This is a genomic window from Cedecea neteri (assembly GCF_000757825.1).
GTDB lineage: Bacteria > Pseudomonadota > Gammaproteobacteria > Enterobacterales > Enterobacteriaceae > Cedecea > Cedecea selenatireducens.
In genome coordinates, this window is record NZ_CP009451.1 from 2630396 (window position 1) to 2649824 (window position 19429).

The following is a 19429-nucleotide window of genomic DNA, read 5'->3' on the forward strand; positions in this document are numbered from 1 at the left end:
AGGCGCACTTAACCTTCAGGATAATAATGACGAAAACAGCACGCAGCATGGCCGGCCTGCCATGGATAGCCGCAATGGCTTTCTTTATGCAGGCGCTGGATGCCACCATTCTTAACACCGCGCTACCGGCAATAGCCCATAGCCTTAATCGCTCGCCGCTGGCCATGCAGGCCGCCATTATTAGCTACACCCTAACCGTTGCGATGCTTATCCCGGTAAGCGGTTGGTTAGCCGACCGCTTCGGCACACGGCGGGTATTTATGCTGGCCGTTAGCCTGTTTACTCTCGGCTCCTTCGCCTGCGCCATGTCCGGGTCGCTAACTCAACTGGTCATCTTCCGCGTGATTCAGGGGATTGGCGGGGCAATGATGATGCCGGTGGCCCGCCTGGCGCTGCTTCGGGCTTATCCTCGCAGCGAATTACTCCCTGTGCTCAACTTTGTCACCATGCCCGGCCTGGTCGGCCCCATTATTGGCCCGCTGCTCGGTGGCGTGCTGGTGACCTGGGCAAGCTGGCACTGGATCTTTTTAATCAATATCCCGATTGGCATTCTGGGCCTGCTGTATGCCCGCAAATACATGCCCAATTTCACCACGCCGAAGCGCAGGTTTGATATGAGCGGCTTCCTGATGTTTGGCGCGGGCCTGGTTCTGATCTCCAGCGGGGTTGAGTTATTTGGCGAGCGCATTGTCGCCAGCTATATAGGAATGTTGGTTATCCTTGGCGGTATTTTACTGCTGCTGGCGTATGTCTGGCATGCTCGCCGCGTTCCAACGCCGCTTATTCCCCTTCCTCTCTTTAAAACGCGCACCTTCTCGGTTGGCATCGTCGGCAATATAGCCTCGCGCCTCGGCACCGGCTGCGTCCCTTTTTTAATGCCGCTCATGCTGCAGGTCGGTTTTGGTTATTCAGCGCTGCTGGCTGGCTGCATGATGGCGCCGACCGCCGTAGGTTCACTGCTGGCCAAATCGACGGTGACTCAGGTACTGCGCTGGCTGGGCTATCGTAAAACGCTGGTGGGGATAACAGTGGTCATCGGCCTGCTCATTGCCCAGTTCTCACTACAGTCGCCGGGGATGGAAGTCTGGCTGCTGATCCTTCCCCTCTTTATATTAGGGATGGCGATGTCGACGCAGTTTACGGCCATGAACACCATCACTCTTGCCGACCTGACGGATGAGAACGCCAGCAGCGGTAATAGCGTGCTGGCCGTAACTCAGCAACTTTCAATCAGCCTTGGGGTTGCGGTAAGCGCGGCGGTGCTGCGTGCATGGGAAGGTGTTGAGAGCGTTAATACCATCGAGCAGTTCCACTACACCCTCTTGACGATGGGTGCGATAACGCTGGTCTCTTCGGCGGTATTTCTGCTGCTGCGCCCAAAAGACGGGCGCAACTTAATAAAAGAACGTCACAAGTCTTAAACGGACCTTCGTTCCACCAGCTCTGGCGTCAGCAGTAAACGCTGCTGCGCCAGATCGGGCTGCCCCATCCGGTGGATCAGCACATCCACAGCCAGTTCGCCGAGCTCATCTTTAGGCTGATGAATGGTGGTCAGCGGCGGCGTCATGTAGCGAGCAAGCTCAATATCATCGTAGCCAATCACCGCCATATCCTGCGGCACGCTAAGGCCGGCCTGATATAAAGCATGGTAAGCGCCCACGGCCATCGCGTCATTGCCCATAAATACTGCATCTGGCCTTTCCTTGAGCGTGAGCAGCTCGCTCATAGCGCTAAACCCGCCCTGAAACTCAAAGTCACCGATAATTTCATAGCCCGGGAGGATAGCCAGCCCGGCCTGATCCATGGCTTTACGGTAACCTTCAAGGCGCAGCCTGGCCGGCGTTTTGTCCTGCGGCCCGGCAATGCAGGCAATGCGGGTATAGCCATTGTCGATCAGATGCTGCGTGGCCATTTCCCCGCCGAGCAGCGAGTTATCCTGAATCACATCGCTCAGCCCCTCAAACGGAGCCCAGTCCATCATTACGGTAGGGATAGTCGGGTAGCGGTTGATGATTTCAGGCGAAGGCTGATGTGTTTCGGTGCACAGCAGCAGCAATCCATCCACGCGCTTTTGCAGCAGCGTTTCCAGATTTCGGTTCATGCGATGCTCATCGCCTTCGGTATTGCACAGCACCAGGCTGTAGCCGCGCTCAAAGCAGCTGCGTTCAACGCCGCGAACCAGTTCAGAATAGAACGGGTTGCTACTCGCTGTGATCAGCATGCCGATAGTATGGGTTTGATTGAGCTTTAAGCTTCGCGCCAGCGCAGAAGGGGCATAATTCAGAGTTTTAACAGCTTCCTCTACCTTCTGGCGAATAGCATCGCTCACGAAGCGGTCATTATTAATGACGTGCGAAACGGTAGAAGTAGAAACGCCCGCCAGGCGGGCGACGTCTTTCATGGTAGCCATAGCTTACCTCTGCTTTTGCAGAAACTCGTCAATCTCCTGACGCCACGGCACGGAAGGCTGGGCGCCTTTACGCGTTACGGCAATCGCGGCTGCGGCATGAGCGAATCTCACGGCGTCTTCCATCGGCTTATCTTCCAGCAGCGCGGTAACCAGCGCGCCGTTAAAGGTGTCGCCGGCAGCAATAGTATCAACAGCTTTGACCTTAAAGCCCGGCACGCGTTTGCCGCTGCCATTTTCGCTGAGCCATACGCCACGGCTGCCGAGGGTGATAATTACCGTGTCGATCCCCTTCCCGTGAAGCACTTCAGCGGCTTTGGCGGCATCTTCGTCGCTCTCAACGCGCACGCCGGTCAGCTTTTCCGCCTCGGTTTCGTTCGGGGTGATCATATCCAGCAGCGCCAGAAGCTCATCGGAGAGTTCACAGGCCGGGGCCGGATTAAGAATAACTTTGGTCTGGTGCTGATGGGCAATTTTCGCCGCCGCCAGCACGCTTTCGAGCGGAGATTCCAGCTGCATTAATAAAGCAGAAGCTTCGGCGATTTTCTGCTGTTGCGCCTCAACCAGCACAGGAGTTAAGGCCGCATTAGCGCCAGCGTGGATCCCAATAACGTTTTCACCTGCGCCATTGACGAAAATCAGCGCGACGCCGGTGGCTTCATCTTTAATCGTGCTGATTGGCGAAGTATCAATGTTATCACTGGCAAGCTGCTTACAAACTCGGCTGCCGGTATCGTCATCACCCACACAGGCAATAAACGCGATGTCGGCCCCGCTACGCCCGGCCGCCACGGCCTGGTTCGCGCCTTTACCGCCGAACGCCACCTGATAGCCCTGCCCGGTGACGGTTTCACCCGGGGTTGGGAAATGTTCGAGGTTGAGGATGTGGTCAGCGTTGATGCTGCCCAGAACGACGAGTTTGCCAGTGCTTTTCATATCTTGATATCCAGTTTGAGTGCGCCACTCATTGCTGAGCGGCGCGATGCCCTGCTTTTCTTTGCGTCTTATTTGGTGATCAGTTTCAAGTCGACCGGGATTTTCGCATCCACTTTCTCGCCTTTCAGCACTTTATCGGCGGTTTCCACACCGATAACGCCGATCTGGTCAGCCATCTGGGCAACAGTCGCGCCCAGCTTGCCGCCTTCTACCGCCTTCACGCCGTCAGCCGTACCGTCAAAACCAACGACCAGTACATCAGATTTACCCGCGGTTTGCAGCGCACGCAGGGCACCCAGTGCCATTTCATCGTTCTGAGCGAATACCGCCTGAACGTTAGGGTGCGCGGTCAGCAGGTTCTGCATAACGTTCAGACCTTTAGTGCGGTCGAAGTCAGCCGGCTGGCTCGCCAGCACGTCAAGTTTATGTGCGGCAACGGCCTGCTGGAAACCTTCGCCACGCTCACGAGCAGCGGAAGCGCCTGCAATACCCTGCAGTTCAATGACTTTCGCGCCTTCACCCAGTTTCTTAGCGATGAAATCACCGGCCATTTTCCCGCCGGCAACGTTATCAGAAGCAATGTGGCTCACCACGGTGCCCTGGTTTGCGATACGGTCGAGGGTAATCACCGGGATTTTAGCCTGATTTGCCATTTTAACGGCATTACCCACCGCGTCGGAATCGGTTGGGTTGATCAGCATAAGCCTGGTGCCGCGAACGGTTAAGTCCTGCACGTTAGCCAGCTCTTTCGCCGGGTTGTTTTGTGAATCCAGCACCACCAGGTTGTAGCCCAGCTTGTCGGCCTCTTTCTGCGCGCCGTCTTTAAGCGATACGAAGAACGGGTTGTTCAGGGTAGACACCACCAGCGCGATGGTATCTTTTGCCATGGCGTTAGCGCTTACGGTGGCGCTCAGGGCGACAGCGGAAACCAGGGTAGCCAGTTTTTTCATATTCATAGTCAGATGTCCTGTAGGGTTATGGTTTTACTGCTTTTTATTGTCCACCAGCACCGCCAGCAAAATAACCACCGCTTTGACGATCATCTGGTAATAAGAAGAAACACCTAATAAATTCAGGCCATTGTTCAGGAAGCCGAGGATCAATGCCCCGATAAGCGTACCGACAATGCGACCTTTACCGCCTGCCAGGCTGGTACCACCCAGCACGACCGCCGCGATAGCATCCAGTTCGTATCCCGCACCCGCCGTAGGCTGCGCAGAAGAAAGACGCGCGACTTCGATGATCCCCGCGAGCGACGCCAGCAGACCACACATAGAGTAAACGATGATTTTCACTTTGTTGACGCTAATCCCGGACAGGCGCGTCGCCGCTTCGTTCCCACCGAGCGCATAGATATAACGCCCCAGGCGGGTATGGTGCAGCATGTACCATGCGGCCAGGAAGACAACAGCCATAATCCAGACCGGCGTTGGGATCCCCAGCGGACGGCCAATACCGAACCAGCCAAACAGGTCTGCATTGTCCGAGAAGCCGGTATTCATCGGGCTGCCGTTGGTGTAAACCAGCGTCACCCCACGCAGCAGCAGCATCATCACCAGCGTGGCGATAAAGGCCTGAACTCGCCCTTTCGCAACAATCACCCCGGTCACGGCGCCAATAGCAGCCCCCAGAGCCAGCGCGGCGGCAACGGCCACCAGCGCATTAACCTCAAAGCCAACAATAGAGGCGGCCACCGCCCCGGTCAGCGCCAGAAGAGAACCGACGGACAGGTCGATCCCGGAGGTCAGAATGACCAGCGTCATCCCCACCGCCATAATGGCGTTAACCGAGGTTTGCTGCAGGATGTTGAACAGGTTATTCACGGTAAAGAAGTTCGGGCTCAGCGCTGAAACAATCGCAATCAGCACCAGCAGAGCGATCAGCGATTTTTGCTCCAACAGCCACGCTTTGGTGAACCAGCGACGGGTGGACACGGTCTGGGTACTCATTTATCTAACTCCTGATTCACTCGATTAAGCTTACCAACGGCCGCGGCCATCAGCGCCTCCTGGGTAGCGTCTTCTCGGGAGAACTCCCCGCTCAGTCGCCCTTCGTGGATAACCATGATGCGGTCGCTCATGCCCAGCACTTCCGGCATCTCGGACGACACCAGAATGATGCTCAAACCCTCGGCTTTAAACTGGTTAATTAACTGATAAATTTCTTTTTTCGCCCCAACGTCAACGCCGCGGGTTGGCTCATCGAGGATCAGCACTTTCGGACGGGTCATCAGGCCACGCGCGATGGCGACTTTCTGCTGGTTGCCGCCGGAAAGCAGGCCAATTGGCTGCTCCATAGAAGGCGTTTTGACGTTAAACAGGCGAATGAAATCCTGCACTGCCTGCTGCTCATCTTTATGCTTCAGGCTGCCAACGTCGCGGCTGAAATAGCGCAGCGCGGTCAGCGACATATTCTCTTTCACCGACATGCCCAGTACCAGGCCATCGCGCTTGCGGTCTTCGGAGATGTAAACGATGCCGTTTGCCAGCCCGTCCTGCGGAGAGCGAGTCACCACTTCGCGACCATCCAGCGCCACATAGCCGCCGGTTCTCGGCAGCGCGCCATACAGCACCTTCATGAGTTCGGTACGCCCGGCACCCATCAGTCCGGCCACGCCGAGGATTTCGCCCTTGCGCAGCGTGAAAGAAACCTCTTTCACGCCGGGGCCGGACACGTTATCAACCCGCAGGCGAATGTCGCCCGGCTGTTTGTCCAGATGCGGATACTGGTCTTCAAGCTTGCGGCCAACCATCATTTCGATAAGCGTGTCTTCGGTGAGCGCGGAGACTTCACGCTCGGCGATAAACTGCCCGTCGCGTAGAACGGTCACGTCGTCGCAGACTTCAAAGATCTCTTTCATGCGGTGGGAGATGTACACGATGCCGCAGCCCTGAGCCTTCAGCTCACGGATGACGCGGAACAGCGACTCGGTTTCGGTGTCGGTCAGCGCATCTGTCGGCTCATCCATGACGATGACTTTTGACTCGAAGCTCAGCACCTTGGCTATTTCGACCATTTGCTGATCGCCAATCGACAGTTCGCCTACCAGGCGCTCGCTGGTGTAGCGTAAATTCAGCTTCGCCAGCAGCTTGTCGGCTTCCCGGTACATCTTCTTCCAGTCAATTTTGCCAAAACGCCCGACAAACTCGCGGCCAAGGAAGATGTTTTCCGCAATGCTGAGCTGCGGGATGAGATTAAGTTCCTGGTGAATAATCCCGATGCCGGCTTCCTGGGAGGCTTTTGGCCCGCTGAAGGCCGTTTCTTTCCCAAGCCACAGCAGCGAACCGGCATCTTTGGAGTAGATCCCGGTCAGGACTTTCATCATGGTGGATTTGCCGGCGCCGTTTTCACCCACCAGCGCCATGGCACGACCCTGATAGACGTTCAGCGCCGCGCCAGAGAGGGCTTTCACCCCAGGGAACGATTTATCGATCCCTTTAAGTTGCAGTAAAGGTTCCATACTGGCCTCCTCAGAAGGTTACGCCAGCACAGAGAATGATATTCGCATACGGGGAACACTCCCCGCTGCGAATAACCGCATGTGCATCCGCGGTGTGCTGCTTGAACTGCTCATGACTGATGTAACGAATAGTTATGGTGTTTCCCTGGTGTTTTTGCAGTTGCTCAATGTGACTGAGCAACGTTTCGTGAAGCGCGGGATTATGTTGTTTGATTTCAGAAGCAATGATTGCCGCCTCAACCTGCATTTCCTGAGTTACCACGTCCACGACCTGCATAAAGCCCGGAACGCCGTGAGTCAATGCCAGATCGATGCGCTGAGTATTGCGCGGAATTGGCAGCCCGGCGTCGGCAATCACCAGCGTATCGGTGTGCCCCAGACGGGAGATAACGGCCGAAATATCAGCGTTAAGAACGGTACCTTTCTTCATTTTCCTGCTCCACTAGCGAAACGTTTCGCTGACAATGAGTGTAGGAAATGAGATGGCGGTTAAACAACCACCAGGTTAAAGAAGTGTGATCAACATCGAAACGTTTCGCTAATAAACGCAAAACGGTACCTGAGTACCGTTTTTAGTGTTTACTCCCTCTCCCTGTGGGAGAGGGCCGGGGTGAGGGGATCATGCCGAATCGTTCCTGAGATCTGAAACCAGCACTGATTCGCTAACTTAAATCTCGACCTGGGTGCCCAGCTCGATAACCCTGTTCGGCGGGATCTCAAACTGGTCAGGCGCACGTAGAGCGTTTCGCTGCAGGGCGAGGAACAGCTTGCCGCGCAGGCGGAGATACCACGGACGCTTGCCGATAATCAGCGACTCGTGCGACATGAAGAACGATGTTTCCATCATCCGGCAGCTCAGTCCCTCAAGGCCACAGCGGTGGAAAATCTCTTCCACGTTCGGCGTTTCACGCCAGCCGTAGCTTGCCACCACGCGCCAGAAGGTTGGCGACAGCTGCTCAATGGAAACACGACGCACGTTGTGAACGTACGGCGCATCTTCGGTACGCAGGGTCAGCAGCACCACTCGCTCATGCAGCACTTTGTTGTGCTTGAGGTTATGCAGCATCGCAAACGGAATCACGTTCAGAGCGCGGGACATATAGACCGCTGTGCCCGGCACGCGAACCGGCGGCGACTTCTCGAGCGAAGCAATCATCGCTTCCAGAGAATTACCGTGCTCGTGCATGCGGCGCAGCAGGCGGAAGCGCTCGCTCTTCCACGTCGTCATAATGGTAAACATGACGAGGCCCAGCGTGAGCGGCAGCCAGCCACCGGAGACGATTTTCTCGAGGTTAGCCGAGAACAGCGGCACGTCGATAAACAGGAAGCCCACGCACATCAGGAGCACGGCAATTTTATTCCAGTGCCAGTTTTTGCGCGCGACGGTACAGCAGAGGATCGAGGTCAGCACCATCGTGCCGGTTACCGCGATGCCGTAAGCAGCCGCAAGGTTGCTTGAGTGTTCAAAGCTAACGATAACAATCACCACGGCGATATACAGGATCCAGTTAATCGCTGGAATGTAAATCTGCCCGGACTCCATTTCCGAGGTGTGGATGATGCGCATTGGCGATAGATAGCCCAGACGAACCGCCTGACGCGTCAGCGAGAAGACGCCGGAAATAACGGCCTGAGAGGCGATAACCGTGGCCAGCGTTGCCAGAATCAGCAGCGGGATCAGCGCCCAGTCAGGCGCCAGCAGGAAGAACGGGTTTTTAATCGCTTCCGGGTTCTTCAGCAGCAGCGCGCCCTGGCCAAAATAGTTAAGGACCAGAGAAGGCAGAACCGCAATAAACCATGCGATGCGAATCGGGAGCTTACCGAAGTGCCCCATATCGGCATACAGCGCTTCAACGCCGGTTATCGCCAGCACCACCGCACCGAGAGCAACGAACGACACCGTTTTATACTGCACGAAGAAATTCACCGCCCAGGCAGGGTTAAGCGCCTGCAGGACTTCCGGGTTGCCGATAATACTGCGCGCGCCCAGGACGGCGAGCGTCAGGAACCACAGCAACATCACCGGAGCAAACAGCTTGCCCACCATCCCGGTGCCGTGCTTCTGAATCATAAACAGCAGCGTCAGAACAATAATAGAGAGAGGGACGATGTATTGGTCCAGCTGCGGCGCGGCTATCTCCAGGCCTTCTATGGCCGACATCACCGATATCGCCGGCGTGATAACCACCTCGCCGTAGAAGAAGCTGCCGCCAATCAACCCCATGATTACCAGCACCGAGGTCATGCGGGCCGTCGTATTGCGCCCGGCCAGAGACATCAGCGTTAAGATCCCGCCTTCCCCGGCATTATCCGCACGCATCACAAAGGTGAGGTATTTAATGGAGACGACCAGAACCAACAGCCAAAAAATTAACGACAAAAAACCAAACACGGCGTCGCGTTCAACGCCAAACCCAAACTGCCCGGACAGGCATTCACGAAGGGTATAAAGCGGGCTGGTACCTATATCACCGTACACAACCCCGATAGCAGCCAGCGTAACGGCCGGCAACGATTGTTTATTATCAGCGCTCATAGACTAATCTTTTGTTGGAATCCCGAAAACGTGTGCTTAGTCCCTTGGCCCACAAAACGGCGCACAGTATGCACGATAATTGTGTAAATCGTACTCCTAAATGCATTTGACTTATCCCAGCTCAAACGCTGCATGCGGCATAATCAGCACATTAACTGGCTAAAAATAAACGCTATACTCGCGTTCCTCCACAGGGTTAACCGCGTAAGGATGCAAAGCTAATTATGGCTCAATCACATTTGCTGGCTGAAAGAATTTCTCGTCTCAGCCAGGCGCTGGAAAAAGGACTTTTTGAGCGTCAGCACGCCGTTCGCCTTTGTTTGCTGGCGGCGCTCAGCGGCGAGAGCGTCTTTTTACTTGGCCCGCCGGGCATTGCGAAAAGCCTGATCGCTCGCCGTCTTAAGTTCGCTTTCCGCGAAGCGCGCGCCTTTGAATATCTAATGACTCGCTTCTCAACGCCAGAAGAAGTTTTTGGTCCGCTTTCTATTCAGGCCCTGAAAGATGAAGGACGCTACGAGCGCCTGACCGCAGGCTATCTGCCGGAAGCCGAAATTGTGTTTCTGGATGAGATCTGGAAAGCAGGCCCGGCGATTTTAAATACCTTGCTGACCGCCATTAACGAACGCCGCTTTCGCAACGGCGCCAGTGAAGAAAAAATCCCGATGCGCCTGCTGGTGGCCGCGTCCAACGAATTACCCGAAGTGGACAGCAGCCTGGAAGCGCTGTATGACCGCATGCTGATTCGTCTGTGGCTCGACAAGGTGCAGGACAAAGGCAATTTCCGTTCGATGCTCATCAGCCAGCACGACGAGAATTTTAATCCGGTTACCGAAAGCCTGCAGGTTACCGATGAAGAATATTTCAGCTGGCAGCAGCAAATTGGCAGCATCGCGCTGCCGGAGGACGTTTTTGAACTTATCTTCACCCTGAGACAGCTGCTTGAGGCCACGCCGGGGGCGCCTTATGTTTCTGACCGCCGCTGGAAAAAAGCCATTCGCCTGCTGCAGGCCAGCGCCTTCTTTAACGGCCGCGATACCGTGGCACCTATCGATCTTATCCTGCTGAAAGACTGCCTGTGGCACGACACGGCGACGATGAATTTAATGCAGCAGCAGATTGAAGTTTTGATGACCGGACACGCGTGGCAACAGCAGGCTATTCTCAGCAAACTCAGCGCTATCGTGCAGCGGCGCCTTCAGCTCCAGCAGCAAAGCAGCGACCGGGATGCCTTTACCGTACTCAAACAGACCGGCATGTTCAGCCGCAAACCGCAGTATCAGCTACCGGATGAGATAACCGGCGAAACGCTGACGCTTTTACTGCAAAAGCCGCTGAAACTGCACGATATCGAAGTGATTCATATCACCCTTGCACGTGAGGCGCTGGCTCAGTGGCTTAATAAAGGAGGCGAGATCCGCGGTAAGCTCAATGGGATTGGCTTTGCGCAGCTGCTTAATCTGGAGGTAGACAACAGCCTGCACCTGACTATTCGCGATGTCAGCCTTCAGGCCACCCGGCTTGCGCTGCCGGGCCACCAGCAACAAGGCGTGCCTGATGAGATCAAAAAGCAGTTCGACGATCTTGATGCTGCGCTGCACCAGCAGCACGAGCGCTTTAACGATCAGCAAAAGTGCCTGTTTATAGAAAGCGACTGGCTGGGGAAAATTGAAGCCAGCCTGCAGGACGTGGCCGCGCAGCTGAAACAGGCGCGGCAATGATAAGCGTTGAAACGCTGGATATGATCCTCGCCATTGGTGAAGGTGAACTGATAGAAGAAATAATCATTACCCTGCTGGCTGCGCCGCAGCTGGCGGTGTTTTTCGAAAAATTCCCGCGTTTGAAAAAAGCAGTTAGTGAAGACTTACCTCGTTGGCGAGACCAGCTCAAAGGCCGCCTGAAGGACGGCCATGTCCCGGATGAGCTGGCGCAGGAAGTCCTTTGCTACCAGCAAAGCCAGCTGCTCAGCACCGGGCAGCTTATTACCCGGTTGCCGGAGATTATTCAGCTGCTGCACAAACTCGGCTCGCCGTTCTATGAGCAGGCCAAAACGCTGGTGGCCGAGAACCCGCACTTCACCCCGGCGCAGCATACGCTGTTTCTGCAGCGCTGGCGGCTAAGCCTGGTTGTACAGGCCACGTCGCTTAACCAACAGCTGCTGGAAGATGAACGCGATAAACTTCTGGCCGAGATTCAGGCGCGGCTGGCGCTCAGCGGGCAGCTGGACCCGGCGCTGGCGGAAAACGACAAGGCCGCCGGCAAGCTGTGGGATATGAGCGGCGGCGCCCTGAAGCGCGGAGATTATCAGCTGATTGTGCAATACGGTGAGTTTCTTACCGGCCAGCCGGAACTGATGCAGCTTGCCGAGCAGCTGGGGCGCTCTCGCGAGGCGAAATCCGTGCCGCGTAAAGATTCCCCCACCGAGCCATGGAGTATGCTGGTCCGGGAGCCAGCCACCGTCCCTGAACAGGTTGATGGCCTGCAGCGCAGCGACGATATCCTGCGTCTGTTGCCGCCGGAGCTGGCAACGCTGGGCATTACCGAGCTGGAGTTTGAGTTCTACCGCAGGCTGGTGGAGAAGCAACTGCTCACTTACCGCCTGCACGGTGATTCATGGCGTGAAAAAATTATCGAACGTCCGGTCGCCCATCAGGATTTTGACGAGCAGCCCCGCGGGCCATTTATTGTCTGCGTGGACACTTCCGGCTCAATGGGCGGGTTCAACGAACAATGCGCCAAAGCCTTTTGCCTCGCGCTGATGCGTATTGCCCTCGCCGATAACCGACGCTGCTTTATTATGCTGTTTTCCAGCGAAGTCGTGCGCTATGAGGTGAGCGGGCGGGACGGGATCGATCAGGCGATCCGCTTTTTAAGCCAGCATTTCAGCGGTGGGACGGATCTGGCCAGCTGCTTCCGTTCAATCCTGGAGAAAATGCAGACCGGAGACTGGCACGATGCCGATGCCGTGGTTATCTCTGATTTTATCGCCCAGCGATTGCCGGATGATGTCGTCAGCAGCGTGAAGGCGCTGCAGCGACAGTATCAGAACCGTTTTCACGCCGTCGCCATGTCGGGGCACGGCAAGCCCGGCATCATGCGCATTTTCGACCATATCTGGCGCTTTGACACCGGGATGAGAAGCCGCCTGCTGCGTCGCTGGCGGCGCTAGGGCTTACAGCAGGTCGCTCACCTTAGCCTGAACTTCTGGTGACCAGACGCCGCACTGAACCTGGCCGATGTGCGGCAGCTGCAGCAGCAACATTGTCAGGCGAGACTGGCCGATACCGCCGCCGATGGTTTGCGGCATCTCGCCTTTTACCAGCGACTGGTGCCACTCCAGCTGGAGCCTGTCTTCATCTCCGGTGGTCGCCAGCTGGCGCTTCAGGGTTTCTGCATCCACGCGGATCCCCATAGAAGAGAGCTCTAACGCATCTTCCAGCACCGGGTTCCAGACCAGAATATCGCCGTTCAGACCCGCCAGCCCGCCTTCACCGCTCGTTGACCAGTCATCATAATCCGGGGCGCGAACGTCGTGACGCTTCCCGTCCGACAGCTTGCCGCCGATACCTATCAAGAAGACGGCCCCAAGCTCTTTAGCAATAGCGCGCTCGCGGCCTTTCGCATCCAGGCCCGGGAAGCGCTGCAGCAGCGTTTCGCTGTGAACAAAATGGATTTTCTCCGGCAGGAAGGCGGCCAGGCCAAACCGTTCGCTAACCTCAGCCTCGGTAGCTTTAATTGCCGCCCAGATGCTCTCTACGGTTTGTTTTAGCGTGCCGGTGTGGCGTTCGCCATCGCCCATCACGCGTTCCCAGTCCCACTGGTCAACATAGACCGAGTGAATAGGGGATAAACGGTCTTCATCGGGGCGAAGGGCTTTCATGTGCGTGTAAAGCCCTTCGCCCGCGCTGAAGTCATGCCGGCCTAGCGTTTTTCTTTTCCATTTGGCCAGCGAATGCACCACTTCAAACTGCGCCTGCGGCAAGGTTTTCACCTTTACCTGCACTGCTTTCTCGCTGCCAGAAAGGTTGTCCTGTGTACCATCGCCCACGCGGCTGAGGATCGGCGCCTGGACTTCAATCAGGCCAAGCTTCTCTTCCAGCTGACGGGAGAAATGGGTTTTCACAAAACTAATCTGACGTTGTTTAGCAATCCAGGCGGTTTTCATGGCTTTTCTCTTTGTTGTGTTGTTTCTGTCATCGATTAAGCAACAGAAACGCCATCATATTCAATAATCAACAATAAAAAAGGCCAGCCTCTTTTTAATCGACGAATTTAAGGCTATAAAAAATGGAGAATCGGCATTTATCATAGGAAAAAGTGATGGATAATTATCAAATCGACAATCTCGATCGCGGGATACTTGAAGCATTAATGGCAAATGCGCGCACCGCCTATGCGGAACTGGCCAAGCAGTTTGGCGTCAGCCCCGGCACCATTCACGTTCGCGTAGAGAAAATGAAGCAGGCCGGGATTATTACCGGCGCGCGCATCGATATCAGCCCGAAGCAGCTTGGCTATGACGTCTGCTGCTTTATCGGCATTATTTTAAAGAGCGCGAAAGACTACCCCTCCGCCCTGACCAAGCTGGAAAACCTGGATGAGGTGACCGAGGCTTACTACACCACGGGCCACTACAGCATCTTTATTAAGGTGATGTGCCGATCCATTGATGCCCTCCAGCAGGTACTTATCAACAAGATCCAAACAATCGATGAAATTCAGTCCACCGAGACGCTGATCTCACTGCAGAACCCGATCATGCGCACCATCCGCCCCTGAGGCCTAATTTTAATACCCATATTATCCACAGGTAGATCCCCGCTCTTTCACAGCGTACAATACGCGACGATTTGAAAAGGCGGGACACAATGGCTGATATCACTCTGATTAGCGGCAGTACGCTCGGTAGTGCCGAATATGTAGCAGAACATCTGGCAGAGAAGCTTGAAGAAGCAGGGCATGGCACCGAAATGCTGCACGGCCCTCTTTTAGACGATCTTAAAACCAGCGGTATCTGGCTTGTGGTCTCCTCTACGCACGGTGCTGGCGATCTGCCGGACAACCTTCAGCCTTTCTATGACGCTATAAATGAACAGCGCCCGGATCTGAGCGGAGTAAGCTATGGTGCGATCGGGATCGGCAGCCGTGAATACGACACCTTTTGCGGTGCAATAGAGAAGATCGACCTGCTGCTAACCGAATGCGGCGCCTCTCGATTAGGATCCTTGCTCAAAATTAACATCCTCGATCACGACATTCCTGAGGATCCGGCCGAGATTTGGGTCGGTTCATGGATTAATTTACTCCCTGAAGTGTAAAGATTGCGCGATCAGATGTGGATAAGTCTGGTTAAAAGCTTGGGTTAAGCGGTAGTTATCCCAATAACAACTGCTGTTCACTTTTTGAGTTGTGCATAAACCCCTATTCTGATCCCAGCTTATACGGCGTGGGATCACCGGAAGTACACAGCAAACGATCCTTTCCAGGTTATTGATCCTAAAATGGATAAATGGCTTATCCACAGAGGTGGTCGATCCTAATAAGAGATCATAATAAAGAGATCTTTAAATAAAAAAGATCTTCTTTTAATTACCGAAGATCCCGACGCTTTCTCGAAAGACTAAAGTTGAGTAGAATCCCCAGCCCGGGAAGTCACAAACCCTCATTCGCGAAACCGAGGCAGTTACCATGTTTTATCCAGATCCTTTTGACGTCATCATCATCGGCGGGGGTCATGCAGGCACAGAGGCGGCAATGGCCGCAGCTCGTATGGGTCAGCAGACCCTGCTTCTGACACACAATATCGACACGCTGGGACAAATGTCCTGTAACCCGGCTATCGGCGGTATTGGCAAGGGACATTTGGTTAAGGAAGTGGACGCCCTCGGTGGCCTGATGGCAACCGCGATCGATCATGCAGGTATTCAGTTTAGGATACTAAACGCTAGCAAAGGCCCGGCAGTCCGCGCTACTCGTGCTCAGGCAGACCGCGTGCTTTACCGCCAGGCCGTTCGCACCGCGCTGGAGAACCAGCCCAACCTGATGATTTTCCAGCAGGCGGTTGAAGATCTTATCGTTGAGAACGATCGCGTTGTCGGCGCAGTGACCCAGATGGGCCTTAAATTCCGTGCAAAAGCGGTTGTGCTCACCGTAGGGACCTTCCTGGACGGTAAGATCCACATCGGGCTGGATAACTACAGCGGTGGCCGGGCAGGCGATCCCCCGTCGATCCCGCTATCACGTCGCTTACGTGAACTGCCTCTGCGCGTAAGCCGCCTGAAAACAGGTACGCCTCCGCGTATTGACGCTCGCACCATAGATTTCAGCGTACTTGCTCCACAGCATGGGGATAACCCAATGCCGGTCTTCTCGTTCATGGGGAACGTGAACCAGCACCCAGAGCAGGTACCTTGCTATATCACCCATACCAACGAGCAGACCCATGAGGTTATTCGCAATAATCTCGACCGCAGCCCAATGTATGCGGGGATTATCGAAGGTATTGGTCCTCGCTACTGCCCTTCTATCGAAGACAAAGTGATGCGTTTCGCCGATCGTAACGCGCACCAAATCTTCCTGGAGCCTGAAGGGCTGACCAGCAATGAGATTTACCCTAACGGGATCTCCACCAGCCTGCCGTTCGACGTTCAGATGCAGATCGTCCGCTCGATGAAGGGCATGGAGAATGCGAAGATCGTTCGTCCTGGCTACGCGATTGAGTACGACTTCTTCGATCCGCGCGATCTGAAACCGACGCTGGAAAGTAAGTTTATTCAGGGCCTGTTCTTTGCTGGCCAGATTAACGGCACCACCGGTTACGAAGAAGCGGCTGCTCAAGGCCTGCTTGCCGGTCTGAACGCCGCCCGCTTCTCTGCTGAGAAAGAGGGCTGGGCCCCACGTCGCGACCAGGCATATCTTGGCGTGCTGGTGGACGACCTGTGTACGCTGGGCACCAAAGAACCGTACCGCATGTTTACCTCTCGGGCTGAATACCGCCTGATGCTGCGTGAAGATAACGCCGATCTGCGTTTGACTGCGGCAGGTCGTGAACTTGGGCTGGTGGATGATGCCCGCTGGGCTCGCTTCAACGACAAGCTTGAGATGATCGAGCGTGAACGTCAGCGCCTGAAAGACATCTGGCTGCATCCGCACTCTGAGCAGGTGGAAGAAGTGAATGCTCAACTTAGCGCACCGCTTTCGAAAGAAGCCAACGGCGAAGATCTGCTGCGCCGCCCGGAAATGACCTATGCTTCGATGATGCAGCTCTCCACTTTCGCACCAGGGCTGGAAGATCCTCAGGCCGCCGAGCAGGTTGAGATCCAGGTTAAATACGAAGGCTACATCGCGCGCCAGCAGGATGAGATTGAAAAACAGCAGCGCAATGAGAATACTGTGCTGCCTGCAACGCTCGACTATAGTCAGGTGAGCGGGCTGTCTAACGAAGTGATCGCCAAGCTTAACGATCACAAACCGGTTTCTATTGGCCAGGCATCGCGCATTTCGGGTATTACCCCTGCGGCAATCTCTATTTTGCTTGTCTGGCTTAAAAAACAAGGGCTGCTGCGACGCAGCGCCTAAAAACAGAAAACAACAGGCCAGGCATTCCTGGCCTCTTTTTTTGATGGGTTTACGACGTGCTGACTAAATTATCTCGCCTGCTGAAAGAAGCGGGCATCACCCTTCCTGAAAATCAGCAGCAGCAGCTGGTGGGCTATGTTTCGCTGCTCGACAAATGGAACAAGGCCTACAACCTCACTTCGGTGCGTAATCCCGATGAAATGCTGGTGCGCCATATTCTTGACAGCATTGTGGTTGAACCGCATTTGCAGGGAAGCTGGTTTATCGACGTGGGCACAGGCCCTGGTCTGCCGGGCATCCCGCTGGCCATTGTTCGCCCTGATTCGCATTTCACCCTGCTGGACAGCCTCGGCAAGCGCGTCCGGTTCCTGCGCCAGGTGCAGCACGAGCTGAAGCTTGAGAACATCACGCCGGTCCAAAGCCGGGTCGAAGATTTCCCGGCCGAGCCGCCGTTTGACGGCGTCATCAGCCGTGCTTTTGCCTCGCTAAGCGACATGGTGAACTGGTGTCACCACCTGCCTGCGGAAAACGGAAGGTTCTATGCGCTGAAAGGGGTACGTCCGGATGAAGAGATTACCGAACTGCCTGTCGGATTTTCTGTTGAAAATATCGTCAAACTCAACGTGCCGAGCCTGGAAGGGGAGAGGCATTTGGTGCTGATTAAGGCAAACAAAACTTAATATTTATCAAAAAACGGCGCGATTGAAATGTTTCACTGAGGTTAAAAAATGAGGGGGTTGCCGATGAAATGCTTGGTTACATTTAACCAAAATTTAACTCGGAATTATCCTGCTTTTAACCTCACGGTGATTGATTACCAGGGTAATAATTTTATTTGAAAATATCATCCGACTAAAAATACGCCGAAAAACGGCCTGCTTCGGATGTTAAAAGTTTAACTGGAATGTCAATGAAAGGTTTTAATGATGTTTCTGCGTGTTTTAAACAGAGTGCACATTAATCAGCTTAATTATCAGTCATCTGTAATTAGTGCTTTCTTAGGCTGCAAAATAACGTCTGACGATAAGATGTCTAATTTGTGATCGTGTGCACGCTTTGTTGTCTGGGATTTCGGCTTATTTGCACTTTTTGAGGAAGCCGATGCGATTCACCAAAAGTCAGAAAATGGCTGTGCAGAAAATTATTTAAACATTTGTTCACCTTTTCGCTACTTATTGTTTGAAATCACTGGGCCGCACCGTATAATTTGCTCGCTTTTTGAGGCTTGACTCAGCGTCGCAAAGACAGTTTTATACGACACGCGACATACCTCATTGGTAGCAGGAGTTAGAAACGTCATGTCTGTGTCGCTCTTGAGTAAGAACGTAGCCCGCAAGCTTCTGTTCATCCAACTTCTGGCTGTAGTAGCAATTGGACTGCTGTTTTGCCTTAAAGGCCTCGCTTGGGGCGCTTCTGCCATCGGCGGGGGCATGGCGGTTTGGCTGCCAAACGTGCTGTTTATGATTTTTGCCTGGCGCCATCAGGCGCATACACCCTCAAAAGGCCGTGTGGCCTGGACATTCGCCTTCGGCGAAGTGCTGAAGGTGATTGCGACCTTTATCATTCTGGTGGTGGCGCTGGCGTACTTTAAGGCGGTGGTATTGCCGCTAATAGTGACGTGGGTTTCGGTGCTGGTTGTGCAGATACTCGCACCAGCTGTAATTAACAACAAAGGGTAAGAGGCATCATGTCTGCAGGAGAAATCTCTACACCGCAGGAGTATATAGGTCACCACCTGAATAACCTTCAGTTGGACCTGCGTACTTTCTCGCTGGTGGATCCGCATAACCCCCCGGCTACCTTCTGGACGCTCAACATCGACTCCATGTTCTTCTCAGTATTTCTGGGTCTGGTGTTCCTGGTGTTGTTCCGTAAAGTGGCGAAAACCGCAACCAGCGGCGTCCCGGGTAAATTCCAGACTTTTGTAGAGCTGATTATTGGCTTTGTGCATGGCAGCGTGAAAGACATGTACCATGGCAAAAGCAAGGTTATCGCTCCACTGGCTCTGACGATTTTCGTCTGGGTCTTCCTGATGAACGTGATGGACCTGTTGCCTATCGATCTGCTGCCATACATTGGTGAGCACATCTTTGGCCTGCCAGCCCTGCGTGTGGTGCCGTCTGCGGACGTGAATATCACCCTCTCTATGGCGCTGGGCGTGTTTGTCCTCATTCTGTTCTACAGCATCAAAATGAAAGGCATTAGCGGCTTCACGAAAGAGCTGACGCTGCAGCCGTTCAATCACTGGGCATTTATTCCGTTCAACTTAATCCTTGAAGGGGTAAGCCTGCTGTCCAAACCTGTTTCACTGGGTCTGCGACTTTTCGGCAACATGTATGCCGGTGAGCTGATTTTCATTCTGATTGCTGGCCTGCTGCCGTGGTGGTCACAGTGGATTCTGAATGTGCCTTGGGCCATTTTCCACATCCTGATTATTACGCTGCAAGCCTTCATCTTCATGGTTCTGACGATCGTCTATCTGTCGATGGCGTCTGAAGAACATTAATTTACTTAC

At 54.4% G+C, this 19429-nt stretch carries 17 protein-coding genes; 9 read left to right on the forward strand and 8 right to left on the reverse strand.

Annotation, left to right across the window (positions count from 1 at the left end; translation table 11 throughout):
* Positions 1–26 precede the first annotated feature (26 nt).
* Positions 27–1421, forward strand: coding sequence for a multidrug transporter subunit MdtD (mdtD, locus tag JT31_RS12155; RefSeq protein ID WP_038477269.1), 1395 nt, complete (start codon positions 27–29; stop codon positions 1419–1421).
* Here the strand turns inward: mdtD and rbsR are convergent.
* The 7 genes from rbsR to kup form a co-directional block, all read right to left on the reverse strand.
* Positions 1418–2410, reverse strand: a complete 993-nt coding sequence (gene rbsR / locus JT31_RS12160) for a ribose operon transcriptional repressor RbsR (protein WP_038477272.1) — start codon at positions 2408–2410, stop codon at positions 1418–1420. The genes mdtD and rbsR overlap by 4 nt on opposite strands.
* 3 nt (positions 2411–2413) lie before the next feature.
* A complete protein-coding gene (gene rbsK / locus JT31_RS12165; protein WP_038477275.1) occupies positions 2414–3343 on the reverse strand; it encodes a ribokinase in 930 nt (309 codons plus the stop codon).
* Between the two features lie 68 nt (positions 3344–3411).
* Positions 3412–4299: a ribose ABC transporter substrate-binding protein RbsB gene (rbsB, locus tag JT31_RS12170; RefSeq protein ID WP_038477278.1), complete on the reverse strand. Its 888-nt coding sequence runs from the start codon at positions 4297–4299 to the stop codon at positions 3412–3414.
* Positions 4300–4326: 27 nt separating this feature from the next.
* On the reverse strand, positions 4327–5292 hold the full coding sequence (rbsC, locus tag JT31_RS12175) for a ribose ABC transporter permease (protein ID WP_038477281.1): 966 nt from the start codon (positions 5290–5292) through the stop codon (positions 4327–4329).
* Positions 5289–6803, reverse strand: a complete 1515-nt coding sequence (rbsA, locus tag JT31_RS12180; RefSeq protein ID WP_038477284.1) for a ribose ABC transporter ATP-binding protein RbsA — start codon at positions 6801–6803, stop codon at positions 5289–5291. Before rbsA ends, rbsC begins: the two co-directional genes overlap by 4 nt.
* Before the next feature lie 10 nt (positions 6804–6813).
* A complete protein-coding gene (gene rbsD / locus JT31_RS12185) occupies positions 6814–7233 on the reverse strand; it encodes a D-ribose pyranase (protein ID WP_038477287.1) in 420 nt (139 codons plus the stop codon).
* Positions 7234–7470: 237 nt separating this feature from the next.
* On the reverse strand, positions 7471–9339 hold the full coding sequence (kup, locus tag JT31_RS12190) for a low affinity potassium transporter Kup (protein ID WP_038477290.1): 1869 nt from the start codon (positions 9337–9339) through the stop codon (positions 7471–7473).
* A gap of 224 nt (positions 9340–9563) precedes the next feature.
* Here kup and ravA point away from each other — a divergent pair, with 224 nt between their 5' ends.
* Positions 9564–11057 carry an ATPase RavA gene (gene ravA / locus JT31_RS12195; RefSeq protein ID WP_038477293.1) on the forward strand — a complete coding sequence of 498 codons (1494 nt, stop codon included), beginning with the start codon at positions 9564–9566 and terminating at the stop codon, positions 11055–11057.
* Positions 11054–12505, forward strand: a complete 1452-nt coding sequence (viaA, locus tag JT31_RS12200) for an ATPase RavA stimulator ViaA (protein WP_038477296.1) — start codon at positions 11054–11056, stop codon at positions 12503–12505. Before ravA ends, viaA begins: the two co-directional genes overlap by 4 nt.
* 3 nt (positions 12506–12508) lie before the next feature.
* Here viaA and asnA read toward each other — a convergent pair whose 3' ends face one another.
* A complete protein-coding gene (gene asnA, locus JT31_RS12205) occupies positions 12509–13501 on the reverse strand; it encodes an aspartate--ammonia ligase (RefSeq protein WP_038477299.1) in 993 nt (330 codons plus the stop codon).
* A gap of 155 nt (positions 13502–13656) precedes the next feature.
* Between asnA and asnC the strand changes: the two genes are divergently transcribed.
* The 6 genes from asnC (at position 13657) to atpB (ending at position 19420) form a co-directional block, all read left to right on the forward strand.
* Positions 13657–14115, forward strand: coding sequence for a transcriptional regulator AsnC (gene asnC, locus JT31_RS12210; protein WP_008457765.1), 459 nt, complete (start codon positions 13657–13659; stop codon positions 14113–14115).
* A gap of 89 nt (positions 14116–14204) precedes the next feature.
* Complete coding sequence (mioC, locus tag JT31_RS12215; RefSeq protein ID WP_038477302.1) at positions 14205–14654, forward strand: FMN-binding protein MioC; 450 nt, start codon at positions 14205–14207, stop codon at positions 14652–14654.
* Positions 14655–15024: 370 nt separating this feature from the next.
* A complete protein-coding gene (mnmG, locus tag JT31_RS12220; protein WP_038477305.1) occupies positions 15025–16914 on the forward strand; it encodes a tRNA uridine-5-carboxymethylaminomethyl(34) synthesis enzyme MnmG in 1890 nt (629 codons plus the stop codon).
* Positions 16915–16970: 56 nt separating this feature from the next.
* Positions 16971–17594, forward strand: coding sequence for a 16S rRNA (guanine(527)-N(7))-methyltransferase RsmG (gene rsmG, locus JT31_RS12225; protein ID WP_038477308.1), 624 nt, complete (start codon positions 16971–16973; stop codon positions 17592–17594).
* 618 nt (positions 17595–18212) lie between these two features.
* Complete coding sequence (atpI, locus tag JT31_RS12230) at positions 18213–18593, forward strand: F0F1 ATP synthase subunit I (protein WP_038477311.1); 381 nt, start codon at positions 18213–18215, stop codon at positions 18591–18593.
* Positions 18594–18601: 8 nt separating this feature from the next.
* Positions 18602–19420 carry a F0F1 ATP synthase subunit A gene (gene atpB, locus JT31_RS12235; protein ID WP_038477314.1) on the forward strand — a complete coding sequence of 273 codons (819 nt, stop codon included), beginning with the start codon at positions 18602–18604 and terminating at the stop codon, positions 19418–19420.
* Positions 19421–19429: the final 9 nt, after the last annotated feature.